General features: G+C 69.8%; 16 protein-coding genes. 8 read left to right on the plus strand and 8 right to left on the minus strand.

Going from position 1 to position 18,086, the window contains the following annotated elements; genetic code table 11:
• Positions 1 to 314: 314 nt before the first annotated feature.
• Both A5771_RS10655 and A5771_RS10660 read right to left on the minus strand, forming a co-directional pair.
• On the minus strand, positions 315 to 1,853 hold the full coding sequence (locus A5771_RS10655; protein ID WP_064855186.1) for a glycerol-3-phosphate dehydrogenase/oxidase: 1,539 nt from the start codon (positions 1,851 to 1,853) through the stop codon (positions 315 to 317).
• Positions 1,850 to 2,428 (minus strand): TetR/AcrR family transcriptional regulator, encoded by a 579-nt coding sequence (locus A5771_RS10660; protein WP_064855187.1) that lies wholly within the window; start codon positions 2,426 to 2,428, stop codon positions 1,850 to 1,852. Before A5771_RS10660 ends, A5771_RS10655 begins: the two co-directional genes overlap by 4 nt.
• A 56-nt stretch (positions 2,429 to 2,484) precedes the next feature.
• On the opposite strand from A5771_RS10660, the gene A5771_RS10665 reads away from it, so the two are divergent.
• Entirely contained in the window at positions 2,485 to 4,065 is a 1,581-nt protein-coding gene (locus tag A5771_RS10665) for an FAD-linked oxidase C-terminal domain-containing protein (protein WP_207545428.1), read from the plus strand.
• The gene (locus A5771_RS10670; protein ID WP_064855189.1) at positions 4,062 to 4,958 is read left to right on the plus strand and encodes a diacylglycerol kinase; all 897 of its coding nucleotides are present in this window, start codon (positions 4,062 to 4,064) and stop codon (positions 4,956 to 4,958) included. Before A5771_RS10665 ends, A5771_RS10670 begins: the two co-directional genes overlap by 4 nt.
• A 32-nt stretch (positions 4,959 to 4,990) precedes the next feature.
• Here the strand turns inward: A5771_RS10670 and A5771_RS10675 are convergent, their stop codons facing one another.
• From A5771_RS10675 to A5771_RS10685, 3 genes are all read right to left on the minus strand, one after another.
• Positions 4,991 to 5,503, minus strand: a complete 513-nt coding sequence (locus tag A5771_RS10675) for a DUF3145 domain-containing protein (protein ID WP_064855248.1) — start codon at positions 5,501 to 5,503, stop codon at positions 4,991 to 4,993.
• 126 nt (positions 5,504 to 5,629) lie between these two features.
• A complete protein-coding gene (locus tag A5771_RS10680) occupies positions 5,630 to 6,472 on the minus strand; it encodes a serine hydrolase domain-containing protein (protein WP_064855190.1) in 843 nt (280 codons plus the stop codon).
• Positions 6,473 to 6,483: 11 nt separating this feature from the next.
• Complete coding sequence (locus tag A5771_RS10685) at positions 6,484 to 7,515, minus strand: AraC family transcriptional regulator (protein ID WP_064855191.1); 1,032 nt, start codon at positions 7,513 to 7,515, stop codon at positions 6,484 to 6,486.
• Between the two features lie 95 nt (positions 7,516 to 7,610).
• Here A5771_RS10685 and A5771_RS10690 point away from each other — a divergent pair, with 95 nt between their 5' ends.
• From A5771_RS10690 to A5771_RS10700, 3 genes are read left to right on the plus strand one after another with little or no spacing between them, the layout of a single operon-like run.
• Positions 7,611 to 9,413 (plus strand): N-acyl-D-amino-acid deacylase family protein, encoded by a 1,803-nt coding sequence (locus A5771_RS10690; RefSeq protein ID WP_064855192.1) that lies wholly within the window; start codon positions 7,611 to 7,613, stop codon positions 9,411 to 9,413.
• Positions 9,414 to 9,417: 4 nt separating this feature from the next.
• Positions 9,418 to 10,503 carry an S-(hydroxymethyl)mycothiol dehydrogenase gene (locus A5771_RS10695; RefSeq protein WP_064855193.1) on the plus strand — a complete coding sequence of 362 codons (1,086 nt, stop codon included), beginning with the start codon at positions 9,418 to 9,420 and terminating at the stop codon, positions 10,501 to 10,503.
• Positions 10,500 to 11,126 carry an MBL fold metallo-hydrolase gene (locus A5771_RS10700; RefSeq protein ID WP_064855194.1) on the plus strand — a complete coding sequence of 209 codons (627 nt, stop codon included), beginning with the start codon at positions 10,500 to 10,502 and terminating at the stop codon, positions 11,124 to 11,126. Before A5771_RS10695 ends, A5771_RS10700 begins: the two co-directional genes overlap by 4 nt.
• 60 nt (positions 11,127 to 11,186) lie before the next feature.
• On the opposite strand, the gene A5771_RS10705 is transcribed toward A5771_RS10700, so the two are convergent.
• The gene (locus A5771_RS10705; protein ID WP_064855195.1) at positions 11,187 to 11,876 is read right to left on the minus strand and encodes an SHOCT domain-containing protein; all 690 of its coding nucleotides are present in this window, start codon (positions 11,874 to 11,876) and stop codon (positions 11,187 to 11,189) included.
• A gap of 109 nt (positions 11,877 to 11,985) precedes the next feature.
• On the opposite strand from A5771_RS10705, the gene A5771_RS10710 reads away from it, so the two are divergent.
• Positions 11,986 to 13,068, plus strand: coding sequence for an SAM-dependent methyltransferase (locus A5771_RS10710; RefSeq protein ID WP_082947176.1), 1,083 nt, complete (start codon positions 11,986 to 11,988; stop codon positions 13,066 to 13,068).
• A gap of 2 nt (positions 13,069 to 13,070) precedes the next feature.
• On the opposite strand, the gene A5771_RS10715 is transcribed toward A5771_RS10710, so the two are convergent.
• The gene (locus A5771_RS10715; protein WP_064855196.1) at positions 13,071 to 14,600 is read right to left on the minus strand and encodes an Hsp70 family protein; all 1,530 of its coding nucleotides are present in this window, start codon (positions 14,598 to 14,600) and stop codon (positions 13,071 to 13,073) included.
• Between the two features lie 430 nt (positions 14,601 to 15,030).
• Between A5771_RS10715 and A5771_RS10720 the strand changes: the two genes are divergently transcribed.
• Together A5771_RS10720 and A5771_RS10725 are read left to right on the plus strand one after the other, a co-directional pair.
• Positions 15,031 to 15,705, plus strand: coding sequence for a cutinase family protein (locus A5771_RS10720; protein ID WP_082947178.1), 675 nt, complete (start codon positions 15,031 to 15,033; stop codon positions 15,703 to 15,705).
• Between the two features lie 113 nt (positions 15,706 to 15,818).
• Positions 15,819 to 16,466: a cutinase family protein gene (locus A5771_RS10725; protein WP_064855197.1), complete on the plus strand. Its 648-nt coding sequence runs from the start codon at positions 15,819 to 15,821 to the stop codon at positions 16,464 to 16,466.
• 11 nt (positions 16,467 to 16,477) lie between these two features.
• Here the strand turns inward: A5771_RS10725 and A5771_RS10730 are convergent, their stop codons facing one another.
• The gene (locus A5771_RS10730; RefSeq protein WP_064855198.1) at positions 16,478 to 18,049 is read right to left on the minus strand and encodes an acetolactate synthase large subunit; all 1,572 of its coding nucleotides are present in this window, start codon (positions 18,047 to 18,049) and stop codon (positions 16,478 to 16,480) included.
• Positions 18,050 to 18,086: the final 37 nt, after the last annotated feature.

The following is an 18,086-nucleotide window of genomic DNA, read 5'->3' on the forward strand; positions in this document are numbered from 1 at the left end:
CCTACGATATCCGTCATTATCTGTTGCATCGCAGGCATTTTCGCGCTTCTTGCGCGCATCATGACATAGCGACCCGGCTGACGACTTGTACAGGACCCTGCCCTGAATACAGACTTAATTTATGAAACCCAGCCGATCCGTCCGGGGTACGGGCGCTTCGGCTAAGCAGTAATCACGACCGGCACCCGTTGATTGGTCTACCTGCTCGCCGGCGTGGGGTGGTTCAACCGCCAGGTACTGCGCGAGGAAGCAGCCGGCGCAAGCTACGGCCGTGAGGCTGCAGCCGAGGCCGCAGGTATCCCTGGGCCTTTCCCTCAATCGGCCGTCGCGAGAAACTCGCGTGCCACCTCCACGACGCGGTCGCGGTCCTCGGCCACCAGTCCGATCCGGGTTCGGCGATCCAAAATGTCCTCGACGGTCAGCGCCCCTTCGTGGCTGACCGCGTACTCGAATTCGGCGCGGATCACGTCGATGCCCTCGGCCACCGCCTCTGCGGGCCGCTCGCAGGTGGCGGCGGCCAACACGTTGGCCGCCTCCGCGCCGTAGCGCAGCACCAGCGATTCAGGCAGGTCAGCCGTCAACGGAGTCGGCGATCCCGGGTTCTCGGGTGCACCGATCAGCGGCATATCCCGGGTGCGACACGGCCCGGCGCCGAGCCCCCGCGATCGCACCGCGCGATCCAGCACGTCTTCGCCCATGTGGCGGTACTCGGTCAGCTTGCCCCCGATCACGCTGAACACCCCGGACTCCGATTCGACGACGGCGTGGTTGCGCGAGACATCGGCGGTGCGGCCCGCGCCGGCGTCGATGAGCGGCCGCAGACCCGCATAGGAACCGATGACGTCACCGGTCCCGAGCGCGGTTCCCAACGCGGTGTTGACGGTGTCCAGCAGGAAGGAAACTTCCGCCGAAGTAGGCTGTGGGACATCGGGAATCGGCCCCGGAGCATCTTCGTCGGTGAGACCCAGATAGACCCGGCCGAGTTGTTCGGGCATGGCGAACACGAACCGGTTGAGCTCCCCCGGAATCGGCACGGTCAACGCGGCCGCCGGGTTGCCGAAGGCCGACGCGTCGAACACCAGGTGGGTGCCGCGACTCGGCCGCAGCCGCAGCGCCGGGTCGAGGTCGGCGGCCCACACCCCGGCCGCGCTGATGACTGCCCGCGCGGTGACGTCGAGCGACTCACCGGAACGCCGGTCGGTCAGGCGAACCGACTCGCCGGTGGCCTGCGATGCGGCCACATAGCTCAGGACCGTCGCACCGTGCTGGGCTGCGGTGCGGGCCACCGCGGCGACCAGCCGGGCGTCGTCGATCAGCTGTCCGTCGTAGGCCAGCAGCCCACCGTCCAGTCCATCGCGTCGTACGGTCGGCGCCAAGGCGATGACCTGTTCGCGCGAGATCCGTCGCGAGCGGGGCAGTGTCGTCGCCGGTGTGCCCGCCAGCCGGCGGAGAGCATCACCAGCGAGAAATCCGGCGCGCACCAGTGCCCGGTCGCGTCCACGCATCGAGCCCAGTAAGGGCACCAGCTGCGGCATCGCCCGTACCAGGTGAGGAGCGTTGCGGCTCATCAGAATTCCGCGCTCGATCGCGCTGCGCCGCGCGATACCCACGTTGCCGGTCGCCAGATACCGCAGCCCGCCGTGCACCAGCTTGGAACTCCACCGGCTGGTGCCGAACGCCAGGTCGTGCTTTTCGGCCAGCACCACCCGCAGGCCCCGGGTGGCGGCGTCCAGGGCGATGCCCGCGCCGGTGATCCCGCCGCCGATCACGACGACATCTACAGCCGGATCCTCGGCCAACGCCGTCAGCTCGGCGGTGCGGCGCGCGGCGTTGAGTGCCGCATCGGCTGTCACGACAGGTACCTGTTCAGCGTGTAGGCCAGTTCGGCGGCCAGGGCGTCCTCATCAAGGAGGGGTGCGACGATCTGCGCGGACTGGATCGCCGACTGGGTGATCAGCAGGCACATCGCGGCGAGCTGACGCGGGTCACCTGCCCGTACGCTGCCGGTCTTCTGGGCATCGGCCAACTCGGCGGCGACCAGGTCGATCAGCCGCCGTTGGCTGGCTCCCATGCGCTCGGTGATGTAGACCATCGCCAGGTCCGGTGCGTGATGCAGGACCTGCATCACCACCTCGTCCCGTCGCAGCCGCGCGGCCACCGCGACGATCCGCATCACCAGCACCTCACGTCCGGTCCCAGGGCCGGCCAGCTCCGTCCAGGCCTCGGCGACCCGCGCGGTAAGCAGTGCGGCGATCACCGATCGACTGTCGGGCCAGCGCCGGTAGACGGTCGGACGGCTGACCCCGGCGCGGCGCGCGATCGCGGCCAAAGTCACCCGCTCAACGCCGAGCGCGAGCAGACAACTCGCCGCGGAGTTGAGGATCCGCTCCCCCACATCGAGCTGCTCATCATTACTAGTTGACAGCATATGTAATACTGTAACGCATGACCGCGCGTGATGCCCAGGATGCCCTCCTTCCCCCGATGAAGTGGAACGCCTGGGGCGACCCCGCAGCGGCCAAACCACTGTCCGACGGCATCCGCCAGCTGCTGAAGGCGGCGCTCGGCATCGAGGGAACCCCGGTCGCCGAAGTCGCCCCCGATCAGGTGCCGCTGCGCCCGTCGGCGCTGGCCGATACGCACCACCAGGCACTGGCCGCGATCGTCGGCGAGGAGTTCTGCCGGATCGATCAGGCCGGCCGGCTGTTGCGCGCCGGAGGCAAATCCACCCTGGACCTGTTGCGGCGCAACGCCTCCGGGTCCCAGGATGCGCCCGATGCCGTGCTGTTACCCGCCACCGACGACGAAGTCGCCGCGATCTTGAGCTACTGCACCCAACAGGGGATCGCGGTGGTCCCGTTCGGGGGCGGCACCAGCGTCGTCGGTGGCCTCGACCCGATCCGTGGCGACTTCGCCGCGGTGATCTCACTGGACTTGCGGCGCTTCGATGAACTGATCAGCCTCGACAAGATCTCCGGCGAAGCGGAATTCGGCGCCGGCGTCACCGGACCCGACGCCGAACGCCTGCTCGGCGAGCACGGCTTCTCACTGGGTCATTTCCCGCAGAGCTTCCAGTTCGCCACCCTCGGCGGATTTGCCGCCACCCGGTCATCCGGCCAGGATTCGGCCGGTTACGGCCGATTCGACGACATGGTCCGCGGCCTGCGGATGATCACCCCGGCCGGCGTGCTGGATCTGGGCCGCGCCCCGGCCTCCGCCGCCGGCCCTGACCTACGCCAATTGCTGATCGGCTCGGAGGGCGTGTTCGGCGTCATCACCCGCGTCCGGGTGCGGGTGCATCCGGTGCCGGCGACCACCCGCTATGAGGCGTGGTCGTTCCCCGACTTCGCCACCGGCGCCGCGGCCCTGCGGGCGATCACCCAGACCGGCACCGGCCCCACCGTCGTCCGCCTCTCCGACGAAGCCGAGACCGGTGTCAACCTGGCTAGCACCGAGCAGATCGGCGAACAGCAGATCACCGGCGGCTGCCTGGCCATCACGCTGTTCGAAGGAACCGCCGAGCACACCGAGAGCCGGCACGCCGAAACCCGGGCGTTGCTTGCCGCCCAGGGCGGCACCTCGCTGGGCGAGCAACCGGCACGCGCCTGGGAACACGGCCGCTTCTCGGCGCCATACCTGCGGGATTCACTGCTGGCCGCCGGGGCGCTGTGCGAAACGCTGGAGACCGCCACGAGTTGGTCCAACCTGCCCACCCTCAAGGCCGCCGTCACCGAGGCATTGACCACCGCGCTCGCCGACAGCGGCACCCCGGCGTTGGTGATGTGCCACATCTCGCACGTCTACCCCACCGGCGCATCGCTGTACTTCACCGTCGTCGCCGGCCAGCGCGGCAACCCGATCGAGCAGTGGCGGGCCGCCAAAACCGCTGCCAGCGAAGCGATCATGCGCACCGGCGGGACCATCACCCACCACCACGCCGTCGGCGCCGACCACCGGCCCTGGATGCGCGACGAGGTGGGCGAACTCGGTGTGCAGGTGCTGCGGGCGGTCAAAGCCACCCTGGACCCGGCCGGGATCCTCAACCCCGGCAAACTCATCCCGTGAACAAGCGGATCACGCTGCTGACCAACCCGGCGGCCGGGCACGGCAACGCCCGGCACGCCGCCGAGCGGGCACTCGCCCGTTTCCAGCAGCGCGGCGTCGACGTCAACCACATCGTCGGCGCCGATGCCCGGCACGCCCGCCAGTTGCTCGACGAGGCGCTGGCCGCGGGCACCGACGCGGTGGTGGTGGCCGGCGGCGATGGCGTCATCTCACTGGCGCTGCAGGCGCTGGCCCTCGGCGACGTACCGCTGGGCATCATCCCAGCCGGCACCGGCAACGATCACGCCCGCGAATACGGTTTGCCCACCGGTGATCCCGAAGCCGCCGCCGACGTCGTCGCCGACGGCTGGACCGAGACGGTCGATTTGGGCCGGATCGTCCCGGACGGTGCCGGGCCGTCGTGGTTCGGCACCGTGATGGCGGCCGGCTTCGATTCGCTGGTCAGCGACCGCGTCAACCGGATGCGGTGGCCGCATGGCCGGATGCGTTACAACGTGGCCATGGTGGCGGAGATCTCCAAGCTGCGGCTGCTGCCGTTCCGGCTAACCTTCGACGACGACGAGCCGCTGGACATCGATCTGACGCTGGCGGCCTTCGGCAACACCCGAAGCTATGGCGGCGGCATGCAGATCTGCCCGGGCGCCGATCATTCCGACGGCTTGCTGGACGTCACCATGGTGCACTCGGATTCGCGCACGAAGCTGATCCGGCTCTTCCCCACCGTATTCAAGGGCACCCATGTGAGCCTGGACGAGGTGAGCACCCGGCGGGCCGCCTCAATACGGGTGGAGTGCCCGGGCATCAACGCCTACGCCGACGGCGACTTCGTCGCCCCACTGCCGGTGACGGTGTCGGCGGTGCCGGGCGCGCTGCAGATCCTGCGTCGCCCCTAACGCGCGAGCAGTCCCCCGCAAGCGGCAGGAAATCAGCCCACGCCGCGGCTGAGCCAGGACACCTCGGCGCCGTCGCCGCCGTCGCGGAAGGCCTCCAGGGCCTCGTCCCAGGCGGTGCCCAGCACGGTCTCCAGGTCGGCGGCCAACGCGTCGGCGCCGGCCGCCATCATCGTGCGCAGGCGATTCTCGCCCACCATCACATCACCGTTGGCGCTCATCGCCCCGCTCCACAACCCCAGTTGCGGGGTGTGGCTGAACCGCTGGCCGTCGACCCCGGCGCTGGGGTCCTCGGTGACCTCGAAGCGCAGCACCGACCACGAGCGCAGCGCGCTGGCCAGCCGGGCACCGGTGCCCACCGGCCCGACCCAGTTGACCACCGAGCGCAGCTGTCCGGGCATGGCCGGCTGCGGCGTCCAGTTGAGCTTGGCCTGGGCATTCAGCGTCGAGGTCAGCGCCCACTCGACATGCGGGCACACCGCCGCAGGCGACGCGTGGATGTACACCACGCCGCTGGTCACGTCGGCGAATTGATTCGTCGCGCGCATCAGTTGCTCCTTCGGATCCACGAGGGACGTCTTCCCCAACGGCCTGGCGGAACCGAGCTGAGCAGTGATACTGCTGCATATTCTAGTGTCGTATGGGTCTATTGTGCCTTGTGTGACGCCTGTTGGCTAGTCCCGGGCGTACTCCGATACGACGGCGTCAGCCAGCTCGGGCCACCGGCCCGTCACCCAGTCGCCGAAGTCGCGGTCGGTGAGCACCACCAGCACCCGCTCGATCGCCGGATCTGCCCAGATCAGGGTGCCTGACTGGCCGAAATGACCGTAGGTCCGAGGCGAGTTGGCCGCGCCGGTCCAATGCGGCGACTTGCCGTCCCGGATCTCGAACCCCAGCCCCCAGTCGTTCGGCCGCTGCGGCCCATAACCGGGCAGCACGCCGTTCAGTCCCGGGAACTGCACGCTGGTGGCTTCGGCGTGCAGCTGCGGTGACACCGTGGCCGGTACCAGCAGGTCACCGGCGAAAGCGGCCAGGTCAGCGACGGTCGAGGTGACCCCGAAACCGGCCGCCGCGGCACCGCCGTCCAGCCGGCTGGACGCCATCCCCAGCGTCTCGAACACCGCTTCGGCCAGGTAGCGGCCGAATTCGATGCCCGACGCGTCCTGCACCGCCGCCGCCAGTACGGCGAAGCCGTGGTTAGAGTAGACCCGCCGAGTGCCCGGCTTGGCCAGTACCCGGTCGGAGTCCGCCGAGAGCCCGGAGGCGTGCGCGAGCAGATGCCGCACCGTCGCCCCGGGCGGCCCGGCCGCCGTGTCGAGCTCGACGGCCCCCTCCTCGACCGCGACCTGCACCGCGCGGGCCACCAGTGGTTTGGTCACCGAGGCCAGATAGAACGGCCGCTCGGTGTCGCCGTGGGTGGCCAACACGCCTTGCGGGCCGATCACTGCGGCGGCCGCGTGACCGACCGGCCAGTCGTCGAGGGCAGCGAGGGCTCCGGGAGCGTCGAGGGCGGACATCGCAAGCCAGCCTAGAGCCTGCCGAGCCCGGCCTCCGCGCGGATCGCGGCGCGAACCGCCTTGCGGTGACTGGTCGCGCTGCACCCGAACCAGCGCCGGCAGGACCGGCTGAGCACGCTTTGTTCGGCGTAGCCGAGTTCCCGGGTCAGGTGCGACAGGCTGATGTCGGTGTCACGCAGATAGCGGTCGGCGGCATCCCGGCGAACGCCGTCGACCAGGGCGGCGAACGTGGTCTGCTCGGCGGCCAGCCGCCGGTGTAATGCCTTGGGGTGCAAGCCCAGTTCGCCCGCGATCAGCTCCAGGGTCACCGTGCCGGTGGGCAGCAGCTGCCGGGTGATGGCGCGTACCGATGCGGCCAGGCCCGACGACTCGGCGGTGATGCCGCGCAGGTAATGCACCATGGCCTGATGGGCGTGGTCGTCGCGGTGCAGCGGGCGGTCCAGGTCGGCGGTGCGGAACGTGAAACCCGCGACCGGTTGGGCGAAGTACGGCCGACAGCCGAAATAGGCCAGGTACTCGCGCACCGGGGTCAGCGGCTCGTGCGGAAGGTGCACCGACAGCGGCGCATAGGGGGCGTCGAACATCATCCGCATGATGCCCAGCGACACCCCCAATGACAGCTCGGTGGTCTGCGGGTGCGGCGGCGACCGCTCGATGAGCACCTCGAAGGCGTAGAACGACTCGGTGCGCCTCGCACCCGGCTGGATCCGCGCCGAGATCGCCGGGCTGTAGGCCGACAGGAAGCGTTCCACGATCGCGAAGCCGGCACCGACGGTGGCGGCCGTGCGCGCCGCCACCCCCAGCGGCCCGAAGTTGCCGATGTCTTGGCGCAGTGCCAGCCGCCGCCCGAAATCCGGTGTGGCGGTCACACTTGCCGCCCCTTCAACGGCCAGGATCACCGCGCGGTACGGCACGAATACCTCGTGTGTCCCGACCGCCGCGGGTGGCACCCCGGCAGCGGCGAGCAACTCGGCCGGATCACCGCCGAGTTCGCTGACCAGTTCCGGGTAACCGGACAGCGCCGTCCCGCGCACCACCGACATGTCTGCAACTGTCAAAGAAATGTCCGCTGATGTCAAGACTTCGGGCCGGGCGAGGGCCATGCTGGGAACAGCATCCCGCTTGAAAGGACCTCCCCGTGAGCTTTGACACCGTGATCCGCGACGGCCGGTGGTTTGACGGCACCGGCGCCCCCTCGTCGATCCGCAACATCGGCATCCGTGACGGGCACGTCGCCGCCATCAGCGCCGAACCGCTCGACGAGGCCGGCTGCCCCCAGGTGATCGATGCGGCGGGCAAATGGGTGCTGCCCGGCCTGATCGATATCCACACCCATTACGACGTCGAGATCCTCACCGCGCCATCGCTGTCCGAATCGGTGCGCCACGGCGTGACCACCGTGCTGGTGGGCTCCTGCTCGCTGTCCACCATCCACGTCGACGGCCCGGATGCCGGCGACCTGTTCGGGCGGGTGGAGGCCATCCCGCGGCAGTACGTGGTCGACACGATCGACCGCTTCAAGACCTGGTCGAGTTGTGCGGACTACATCGCCAGCCTCGAGAATCTGCCGCTCGGCCCGAACGTGACTGCGTTCATCGGACATTCGGACATGCGCTCGGCGACCATGGGGCTGGACCGCGCCACCCGCTCCGATGTCCGGCCCACCGCGGCCGAACAGGCCCGGATGGAACAGATGCTCGACGAGGCATTGCAGGCGGGATTCGTCGGAATGTCTTCGCAGCAGCTGCTTTTCGACAAGATGGACGGCGACGTATGCCGGTCACGGACATTGCCGTCGACCTATGCCAAGGCGAAAGAACTGCGCCGGCTCAAGTCGAAGCTGCGCCGCAGCGGACGGATTCTGCAGGCCGGCCCCGACGTCAAGAACCCGTTCGACGTGGTCTCGCAGCTGGCGCAGGCCCTGGGGATCTTCCGCCGGCCGCTCAAGACCACGCTGCTGGCCGCCGCCGACGTCAAGAGCAACCGGCTGGCGATTCCGGCCATGGTCAAGGCCTCGCGCATGCTGACCAAGCTGGGCGCCGATTTCCGCTGGCAGCACTTGCCGGTGCCGTTCGAGGTGTACGCCGACGGCATCGACCTGGTGATCTTCGAGGAGTTCGGCGCGGGCGCTGAGGCGCTGCATCTGCGGGAGTCGGTCGAGCGTGACGAGCTGATGCGCGACGAGTCCTACCGGCGGCGCTTCCGCAAGGACTACGCCAACAAGTACGGGCCCCGGGTCTGGCACCGCGACTTCTTCGACGCTGAGATCGTCGAGTGCCCCGACGCCTCGGTGATCGGAAAGTCGTTCGGGCAGGTCGGGGTCGAGCGCGGCGGGGTGCATCCCGTCGACGCGTTCCTCGACCTGGTGCTCGAACACGGGACCGCGCTGCGCTGGCACACCACGATCTCCAACGACCGGCCCGAGGTGCTCAAGCAACTTGCCGCAGAACCCGGCATCCAGATGGGCTTCTCGGACGCGGGCGCGCACCTGCGCAACATGGCGTTCTACAACATGGGCCTGCGGCTGCTGCGCCACGTCGTCGACGCCCAACGAGCGGGGCAGGCGTTTCTGACCGTCGAGCAGGCGGTGCACCGGCTGACCGGCGAACTGGCCGACTGGTATCGGATCGACGCCGGCCATCTGCGGGTCGGTGACCGCGCTGACATCGTGGTGCTCGACCCCGCCCGCCTCGACGCCACGTTGGACGCCTACGCCGAGGAGCCCTTCGCGGCCTACGGCGGAATGTCACGCATGGTGAACCGCAATGACGACACCGTGGCGGCCGTGTTCGTCTCGGGTCGCGCGGTGGTCTTGGACGGCCGGCCCACTGATGTGCTCGGCACGCAACGCACCGGAAGCTTCTTGCGCGCCGATACCCGCACCCCGGCGGTCGCCGCGCAAGCCACCGCGCCGGGCGCCGCCCCGGCCACCTATGGTTGAGCTCATGAGTCAGACGGTGCGCGCGGTGATCTCGCGGCAAAAGGGCAAGCCGGTCGAGGTGACCGACATCGTGATCCCCGATCCCGGGCCGAACGACGTCGTCGTCGCTATCAGCGCCTGCGGGGTGTGCCACACCGATCTGACCTACCGCGACGGCGGCATCAACGACAGTTACCCGTTCCTGCTGGGCCATGAGGCGGCCGGGACCGTGGAGGCGGTCGGCTCGGCGGTGAGCGCGGTCGCTCCCGGCGACTTCGTGGTCCTGAACTGGCGCGCGGTGTGCGGGCAGTGCCGGGCCTGCAAACGCGGCCGGCCGCACCTGTGCTTCGACACCTTCAACGCCTCGGTGCCGATGACGCTGACCGACGGCACCGAGCTCACCCCGGCGCTGGGCATCGGCGCGTTCGCCGACAAGACCCTGGTGCATGAAGGCCAGTGCACGAAAGTCGATCCGGCCGCCGATCCGGCGGTGGCCGGGTTGCTGGGCTGCGGGGTGATGGCCGGTCTGGGTGCGGCGGTCAACACCGGCGCGGTGACCCGCGATGACACCGTGGCGGTGATCGGCTGCGGAGGTGTCGGTGATGCCGCGATCGCCGGCGCGGCCCTGGTCGGTGCGAAGAAGATCATCGCCGTCGACACCGACGACACCAAGCTGGCCTGGGCCCGTGACTTCGGCGCAACCGACACCATCAACGCCCGCACCCAGGACCCGGTCGAGGCCATCCAGGAGCTCACCGACGGTTTCGGCGCGAACGTGGTGATCGATGCGGTCGGGCGCCCCGAGACCTGGAAGCAGGCGTTCTACGCCCGCGACCTGGCCGGGACCGTGGTGCTGGTCGGCGTGCCGACACCGGAGATGCGCCTGGAGATGCCGCTGATCGACTTCTTCTCCCACGGCGGGTCGCTGAAGTCGTCCTGGTACGGCGACTGCCTGCCCGAACGCGACTTCCCCACCCTGATCAGCCTGTACCTGCAGGGCCGGCTGCCGCTGGAGAGATTCGTCTCCGAACGCATCGGCCTCGACGACGTCGAGGAGGCATTCCACAAGATGCACGACGGCAAGGTGCTGCGCTCGGTGGTGGTGCTGTGAGCAGCCCGATCCAGCGAGTCGTCACCAGCGGCACATTCGAACTCGACGGCGGCAGTTGGGAAGTCGACAACAACATCTGGATCGTCGGTGACGACTCCGAGGTGGTGGTCTTCGACGCCGCCCACGATGCGGCCCCGATCCTCGACGCCGTCGGCGGCCGCAAGGTGACGGCGGTGGTGTGCACGCACGGCCACAACGACCACATCACGGTGGCACCGCAGCTCGGTGAAGCTCTTGATGCGCCGGTGCTGCTGCACCCGGCCGACGAGATGCTGTGGCGGATGACGCACCCGGACAAGAACTTTGAGCCGATTTCGGAGAGCCAGACGTTGCAGGTGGCCGGCACCGAGATCCGGGCACTGCACACCCCGGGCCACTCACCGGGCTCGGTGTGCTGGTACGCACCGGATTTGGGCGCGGTGTTCAGCGGCGACACACTCTTCTCCGGCGGCCCGGGAGCGACCGGACGCTCGTTCTCGGATTTCCCGACAATCCTGGTGTCGATCTCCGAGCAGCTCGGAAAACTGCCGGCCGACACCGTCGTCTACACCGGTCACGGCGACAGCACCCGTATCGGGGATGAGCTGGTGAACTACGACGAGTGGGTGGCGCGCGGCCACTGACGATGCACCGCGAGGAACGAGCGGTGCAGAGGAGGCGGCCCATTCAGTCAGGCCTGACGCTCAGCGTTCGTCGAGGATTCGCCGCTTCTCGGCCTCGAACTCCGCGGACGTCAATGCCCCGCAGTCCCGCAGCGCGGTAATGGTTTTGAGCTGCTCAAGACGAACACCCTCGCCGTCGGGGACGAATTCCGCGCCGGCCGGCGCAGGGCTGCGGCCGCGGGAAGGCCAGTAGCGCGCGGCGATCAGGCCCACGATGCCGACCCCGAACACCACCGGGAACACCCACACCAGCGACCCGTAGGCACTGGGCGCCCCGAAAGCCAGTCGCGGAGCGATGAACCCGCCGACCTGCCCGTCGGTGCTGATCTGATAGTCGCCCGCTGTCGCCACCCGCATCCGCCACAGCCGCCGCCGGGAGTCGTTGTTGACCGTCGTGGTGCTGCCGATGCTCTCGGTGAACTCCGGGTCGGCCACCCCGGCCGGCGGCTCGAGACGCAGGCTCAGCGGCGGGACCGGCAGGCCACCGCCGCTGGGACTGGAGATCACCCGGGTATGCAGGCTCACCGTCACCTCCCCGGCCGGCAGCCTGATAATGCCGGTCCCCGGGATCGGCACCTCGCCGTAGGCGTTGTAGCGGTCCAGCACGAACACGTTGAGGGCCAGCGCGCCCACGAAACCGACGACCCCGACCACCATCAGGGCCACCGAGACCGGGACCGCAAGCCGTCGGACCGGCCGTGCAGCGCTCATTCGGGCAGTGTGCCACGCCTGGCCCCGGAACCGATCCCGCCGGCGCCGGACCGGCTGCCGCCGCATTCGCTACCGTCGGAGGTATCGCCGAAACCGGTCGGAGGTGTCCATGCCAGAGTCGAGCATCGTCGTCCGCCCGGAGCCCGCCGGAACCCCCTCGCGGCGATTGCAAGCGGCCGGGTTGGGCCATGCCACCGCGGTGTTCGAGCAGCTGGCGGCGACGGTTCCGCTGCCTCCCGCGCCGCGTCCGATCGTCGTCGCCGACTACGGCGCCGCCACCGGCTACAACTCGCTGCTGCCGATCGGCGCCGCTATCGCGGCCTTCCGCCGGCGCACCCGGCCCGACCACGCCGTCCTGGTGACCCACACCGACCTGCCCGACAACGACTTCACCGCGCTGTTCCGCACGCTGGCCGATGATCCGGACAGCTACACCCGCAAGGACGCGGCCAGCTTCCCGTCGGCGATCGGCCGCTCGTTCTACGCCCAGATCCTGCCGTCGCAAAGCGTCAACCTGGCCTGGACGTCCTGGGCGACGATGTGGCTGCGCCGGCCGGCAGCGGAACTGCCCGAATTCGACGATCACGTCCATGTCGAGCACAGCGACGACGCGGCCGCCCGGCAGGAGTACGCCCGTCGGGCCGCCCAGGACTGGCAGGACTTCCTGGCCTTCCGCGGAAGGGAACTGGCCCCGGGCGGCAAGCTGCTGGTGTTGACCGCTGCGGTCGACGCGCAGGGCCGGTCGGGCTACCGGCCCGTGCTCGACGCGATCGTGGCGGTACTCGACGAACTGGTCGGCGAGGGCTTCGTCAGCCGCGACGAGGTCACCCGCATGACGATCCCGGTGCTCGCGCGCAGCGAGAAGGAACTGCGTGCACCGTTCGCCCCCGCCGGGCGGTTCGAAGCGCTGACGATCGAGCGGTTGGACGTGTTCGACGCCGAGGACCGGTTCTGGGACCGCTATCTGCTCGACGGCGACGCGGGCGCTCTCGGCGCCCAGTGGTCCGCCTTCACCAGCGCCGCGGTCTTTCCGGCCCTGGCGGCCGCTTTGGCCGGTGGGGCCGCCGGCGACCCGCGGGCGGCCGAGTTCGTGCAGCGCCTGGAGGCCGGGGTCGCCGCTCGGCTGGCGAGCAGCCCGCAACAAGTGCAGATTCCGCTGGCGCTGGTGGTGCTGGCCAAACGAGTGGCGTAACGCTACGGAGTTGCCGGGGTCTCGGGGTGCTCGGGAGCCGGGTGGGCCGGGCCCGCCGGAGCCTCCGGAACCGCCGGCGCAGCTGGTGGAATAGGCGCGGGGTGGGGCGCGAACGCCGGTGGCAGCTCGACGGTCGGCGACACGGTGGTCGTGGTGGCCGACACCGGCACACCGGAATCCGGTTCGCCATCGGCGGCGTGCCGCAGCACCAGCACGGCCACCGTGCCCAACAGCATGGCGACCAATGCGGCCACGATGACCACCGGAACCGGCCGCCGGTACCACCGGACGTCACCACGGCCGTCCATCTCGTCGGGCTCCGGCGCGGCCGGTTCGCGCGGCGATACCGGCGCCGGGCGGACCGGCGGCGGCGTGATCAGTGGTTTCAACGCAGCGTTCGGCGGAGTGTCTGCCGGCGGCGGTGGCTCCACCGGCGGCGCGGGGGGCTCGGGGAACGGTGGTGGCTCGGCCGGCGGCGGTGCTTTCTTCGGGGTGGCCACCACGTTGCCCGCGACGCTCAGCGCGGCGCCGATGGCGGCCGTCAACTGTGGCCGCGGCGAGCTGATGACAGGGGCCCCGAAGCGTTGCGACAGGCCGGTCGTGACGGTCGGCATGTTGGACCCGCCACCGACCGACACGATCGCCGACAGGTCGTCGGGCACAATATCGTTGTCGTCCAGGGTGTTCTGCAACACCGTGAAGAAGCCGTCGAGCGGCTGGCGCAGCGCCTCGTCGAGTTCGGCGCGGGTCAGCCAGACGCCGCCGTGGAATCCCGCCAGCTCGGCGACCGTCTCGGTTGACAGTTGCTCCTTGGCGTCGCGGCACTGGCTGCGCAACCTGGTCAGCGACCCCACGGTCGGGGGTCCGTCGCCGTTGCCGCCCAGATCGGCCACCACATGGTCCAGCAGCGCCTGATCGATCACATCACCGGAGAACGCGGTGACGCGGCGGGGGGCGCCGACCGGTTCGAAACCACGCCCGGCGTCGACCAGGCTGATGGTGGTTCCGCTGCCGCCGAAGTCGCACACCGCGATGGTGCCGTGGTCGGGCAGGCCCGGATTGGACCGCAGGGCGGTCAGCACCGCGGTGGTGTCGGAGATCAGCGTCACCGGATGCTGCGCCCACTCCGAGACCCGGCCCAGCGCGGTGCGCAGCGCGCCGACGGCCTCCCGCGACCAGTGGGCGGGGTGGCTGACCGCCACCGCGGGCGGTATCGGGCGCCCCTCGGTCGCGGCATAGGCCAGCGCGTGCAGACCGTCGCCGAGCAGTTGCTCGGCGCGGTGGGTGGACCCGTCGCCGGCCACCACCGGCCCGCCGCCGCCGACCCGGTCCACGAAATCGGTCACCACCAGTCCGCGGTCGTCGAGAGCGGCATTGACCGCCGAATTCTCCGAGGGCATGCCGATCTGGGAGGGGCGGTCGCGGAACAGCGTCAGCACCGGCCGCCGGGTGATCGCACGATCGGCGGTGACCGCCGCCAGGGTGGTCGCTCCGACGGACATGCCCATCGCGGGGCCCGTGTCATGCGCCATGCTGTCCCGTCCACGATGTTTACCGGCGATCGAACGCACCGGATCGTAGGCAATTTTATCGAGGAGTGCCCTGTTTACCCGGCATTGCAGCGGCATTGGTGCGCCGAACGGCCCGCGAGGGGCGTCAAACTCCTGAGAGCCGACGCGCGCCGGTACCCGGTGGCCCCGCGCCCGGACCAGGGCAGCGACGCCGGCCGGGCCGTCCGAGTGTGAGTTTGCTCCGGTGCCGCCACCGGGTGCTCGCCCCGACGACACCCGGCAGACACCTCACGGTAACCGCACGCTCACCGCAGCGGAACTCAGTCCAAATTCATATCTTCGATATGACCTGCACAGCGGCGCCTCGCGCGATCGCTCGCGATTCATCGAATGCGTGAATTCCCACCATTATCTGCTTACGTCGCGCCACGACTTATGCCACCATGTACGGGTGAACACACGTCGGATTCTTCGCTCCCTCGGTGTGGTGCTAGCGCTGACCTGGCTGCTGCAGAGCACCGCCGTCACCCCTCCCTCAGCCTTCGCCGAACCCTGTCCCGACGTCCAAGTCTTGTTTGCTAGAGGCACCGATGAGGCCATCGGGGTCGGTGAGACCGGGCAAGCATTCGTCGACGCGCTGCGGCCCCGGATCGGCGAGCGTTCCATGGACGTCTACGCGGTCGACTACCCGGCCACCAATGACTGGCCGACCGGTATTCAGGGCATCCGCGACGCCACCGCCCACATCGAGGCCACCGCGGCGAATTGCCCCAAGACCAAGATGGTGCTCAGCGGCTTCTCGCAGGGCGCCGCGGTGATGGGATTCTCCACCGCCAATGCCATCCCCGACGGCGTCGTCGGCGTGGATGTACCACGGCCGATGGCCCCCGAGGTGGCCGACCACGTCGCGGCGGTGGTGCTCTTCGGCACGCCCAATGAGCGGGCGATGAACTTCCTGGGCCAGCCGCCTCTGGTCATCGGTCCCGCGTACGCCGCGAAGACCATCCAGCTGTGCGTGCCGGAAGACCCGGTCTGCTCCGAGGGAATGAATTTTTCGGCGCACTACCCGGGCGCCTACGACGGGATCGTCGAAGAAGGCGCCGCCTACGCGGCAAACCGGCTGTAACCACTGTGTTTGCCATGCAGCACCGCCGCGGTGGTTTGCTGTCGGGCCTGCGGGTCGCACCGAATTTCGACCCGCGGGCCCCTCGCGAGGCGGCGACATGTCAGCATTCAAGGATGACTTTGCGTGACACTGTGGGCGCCGTCGTCGCCACGGCGACGCTGGCCGGGGCCCTGCTGGGCGCGCCGGCGTGCATGCCGGCCGCCGCCGCCGAGCCCTGCCCGGACACCGAGGTGGTGTTCGCCCGCGGCTCCGGGCAACCCCCCGGTCTCGGCGACGTCGGAGAGGCTTTCGTCGCTTCCCTCAAGGACCAGCTGCCCAACGGCGACGTGCGGGTCTACCCGGTCGAGTACCCGGCGAGCACCGACTACCGCAACAGCGCACTGCTCGGCGAGAGCGACGCCACCGCGCACATCCAGGCCACGGTTGCCAACTGCCCGAACACCAAACTCGTACTCGGCGGTTATTCGCAGGGCGCCAGCGTGATCGAGATGTCGAGCAATTCGCTGCCTCCCGCGATCGCCCACCATGTCGTCGCGGTGGCGCTGTTCGGTCCGCCGTCGAGTCCGTACTCCACCTCGCTGTGGGGTGGACCGCTGCCGGTGCTCGCCGCGTCGTACCAACCCAAGGCCATCGACTTCTGCCTCGCCGGTGACATCTACTGCGAAGAGAGCGGCAGCGTCATCCCGCACCTGATGTACGTGCAGGACGGCAAGGCCCACGAGGGCGCCGCGTTCGCCGCGAATCGCCTGACGATCAGTTAGACCGCGTCCCCTCAGAACACACTGGGGATCCGCGCGTCGATCAGGTGCGGCCCCGGTTCGGCGAGGGCGCGCTGGAACTGTTCGGCGAGTTCCTCGCAGGTGGTCGCCACGCTCGCCGGCACCCCGAACCCCTCGGCGATCTTGGCGAAGTCCATGTTCGGCCGCGACAGGTCGAGCAAAGCTTCAGCTTTGGCGCCGTACCGGCCCCCTTCGCCCGCGGCGCCCACCCGGGCCAGCTCCATCCGCAGAATCGCATAGGAACTGTTGTTGATCAGCACCGTGGTCACGTCGGCGTGCTCCCGCGCCATCGACCACAGCGCGGAGATGGTGTAGGCGGCACTGCCGTCGGCCTGCAGCGCGATCACCGGCCGATCCGGCGCGGCGACGGCAGCACCCAGGGCGACCGGCAGCCCCTGCCCGATCGCCCCGCCAGTGAGCGCCAGCACGTCGTGGCGCGGCGCCCCGGTGGTGGCCGCGGGCAGCATCAGGCCAGAGGTGTTGGACTCATCGGAGATGATCGCGCCCTCGGGCAGCAGCGCGCCGATCACCTGCACCCAGTTCTGCGGGGTCAGCGGTCCCGCCGGGAGTTCCGGTGCGGCGGCGGGCGCCGGCCGCGGCGGCACCCCGGGCGCGACCGCGTCGGCCAATTGCGTCAGCGCGGCGGCCACATCCGTTTCGAGGCCGGCCAGATTGTGCACCGCACAACCTTCGGGGACCAGGTCGCTGGGCTTGCCCGGATAGGCGAAGAACGACACCGGGGCCCGGGTGCCCGCGACCACCAGGTGCTTGATCCCGTCGAGCTGGAAGGCGGCCTGCTCGGCCAGGTAGCCGAGCCGGTCGATCGCCGGCACGCCGGCGCCGCGGGCCAGCCGGGCCGGGAAGGTCTCGACCAGCGCGCGGGCCCCGGTCGCGGCAGCGATCCGGTCGGTGGCCTGCAGCGCGCCGACGTCGGCAACGGCGGGTCCACCGATCAACAGCGCCACCGGCTCGCCACTGCGCAGCACCTCGGCGATCTCGGCGACGGCGTGTTCGTCGGGGGCGGCCGCGGGAACCGGGTCGACCGGCCCGGCCGGCTGAGCGCCGTCGTCCCAGGAGATGTCGGCGGGCAGGATCAGGTTGGCCACCTGCGCCGGGCTGGCCATGGACGCGGCCACCGCTTCGGCCGCGTCGCGGCCGACCTCGGTCCCGGCGCCGGTGCGACGCACCCAGCCGTGGGTCCAGTCGGTCAGCGGCTCGATGTCGGACTCCAGCGGTGCGTCGTATTTCTTGTGGTAGGTGGCGTGATCCCCGATGACGTTGATCACCGGCACGTGCGCACGGCGGGCGTTGTGCAGGTTGGCCAGGCCGTTGCTCAGCCCGGGGCCCAGGTGCAGCAGGGTGGCGGCCGGTTTTCCGGCGATGCGGGCGTAGCCGTCGGCCGCGCCGGTCACCACGCCTTCGAATAGGCACAGCACCCCGCGCATCTGCGGCACCGAGTCCAGGGCGGCGACGAAGTGCATCTCGGAGGTGCCGGGGTTGGCGAAGCAGACCTGCACGCCGCTGTCGACCAGGGTGGTGATCAGGGCCTGTGCTCCGTTGGTCATCTGGCTGCCTTTCTTGCCGGGCGCCGAAGAATGCGTA

This window comes from Mycolicibacter sinensis (assembly GCF_001667375.1).
In the GTDB taxonomy this organism is placed as follows: domain Bacteria; phylum Actinomycetota; class Actinomycetes; order Mycobacteriales; family Mycobacteriaceae; genus Mycobacterium; species Mycobacterium sinense_A.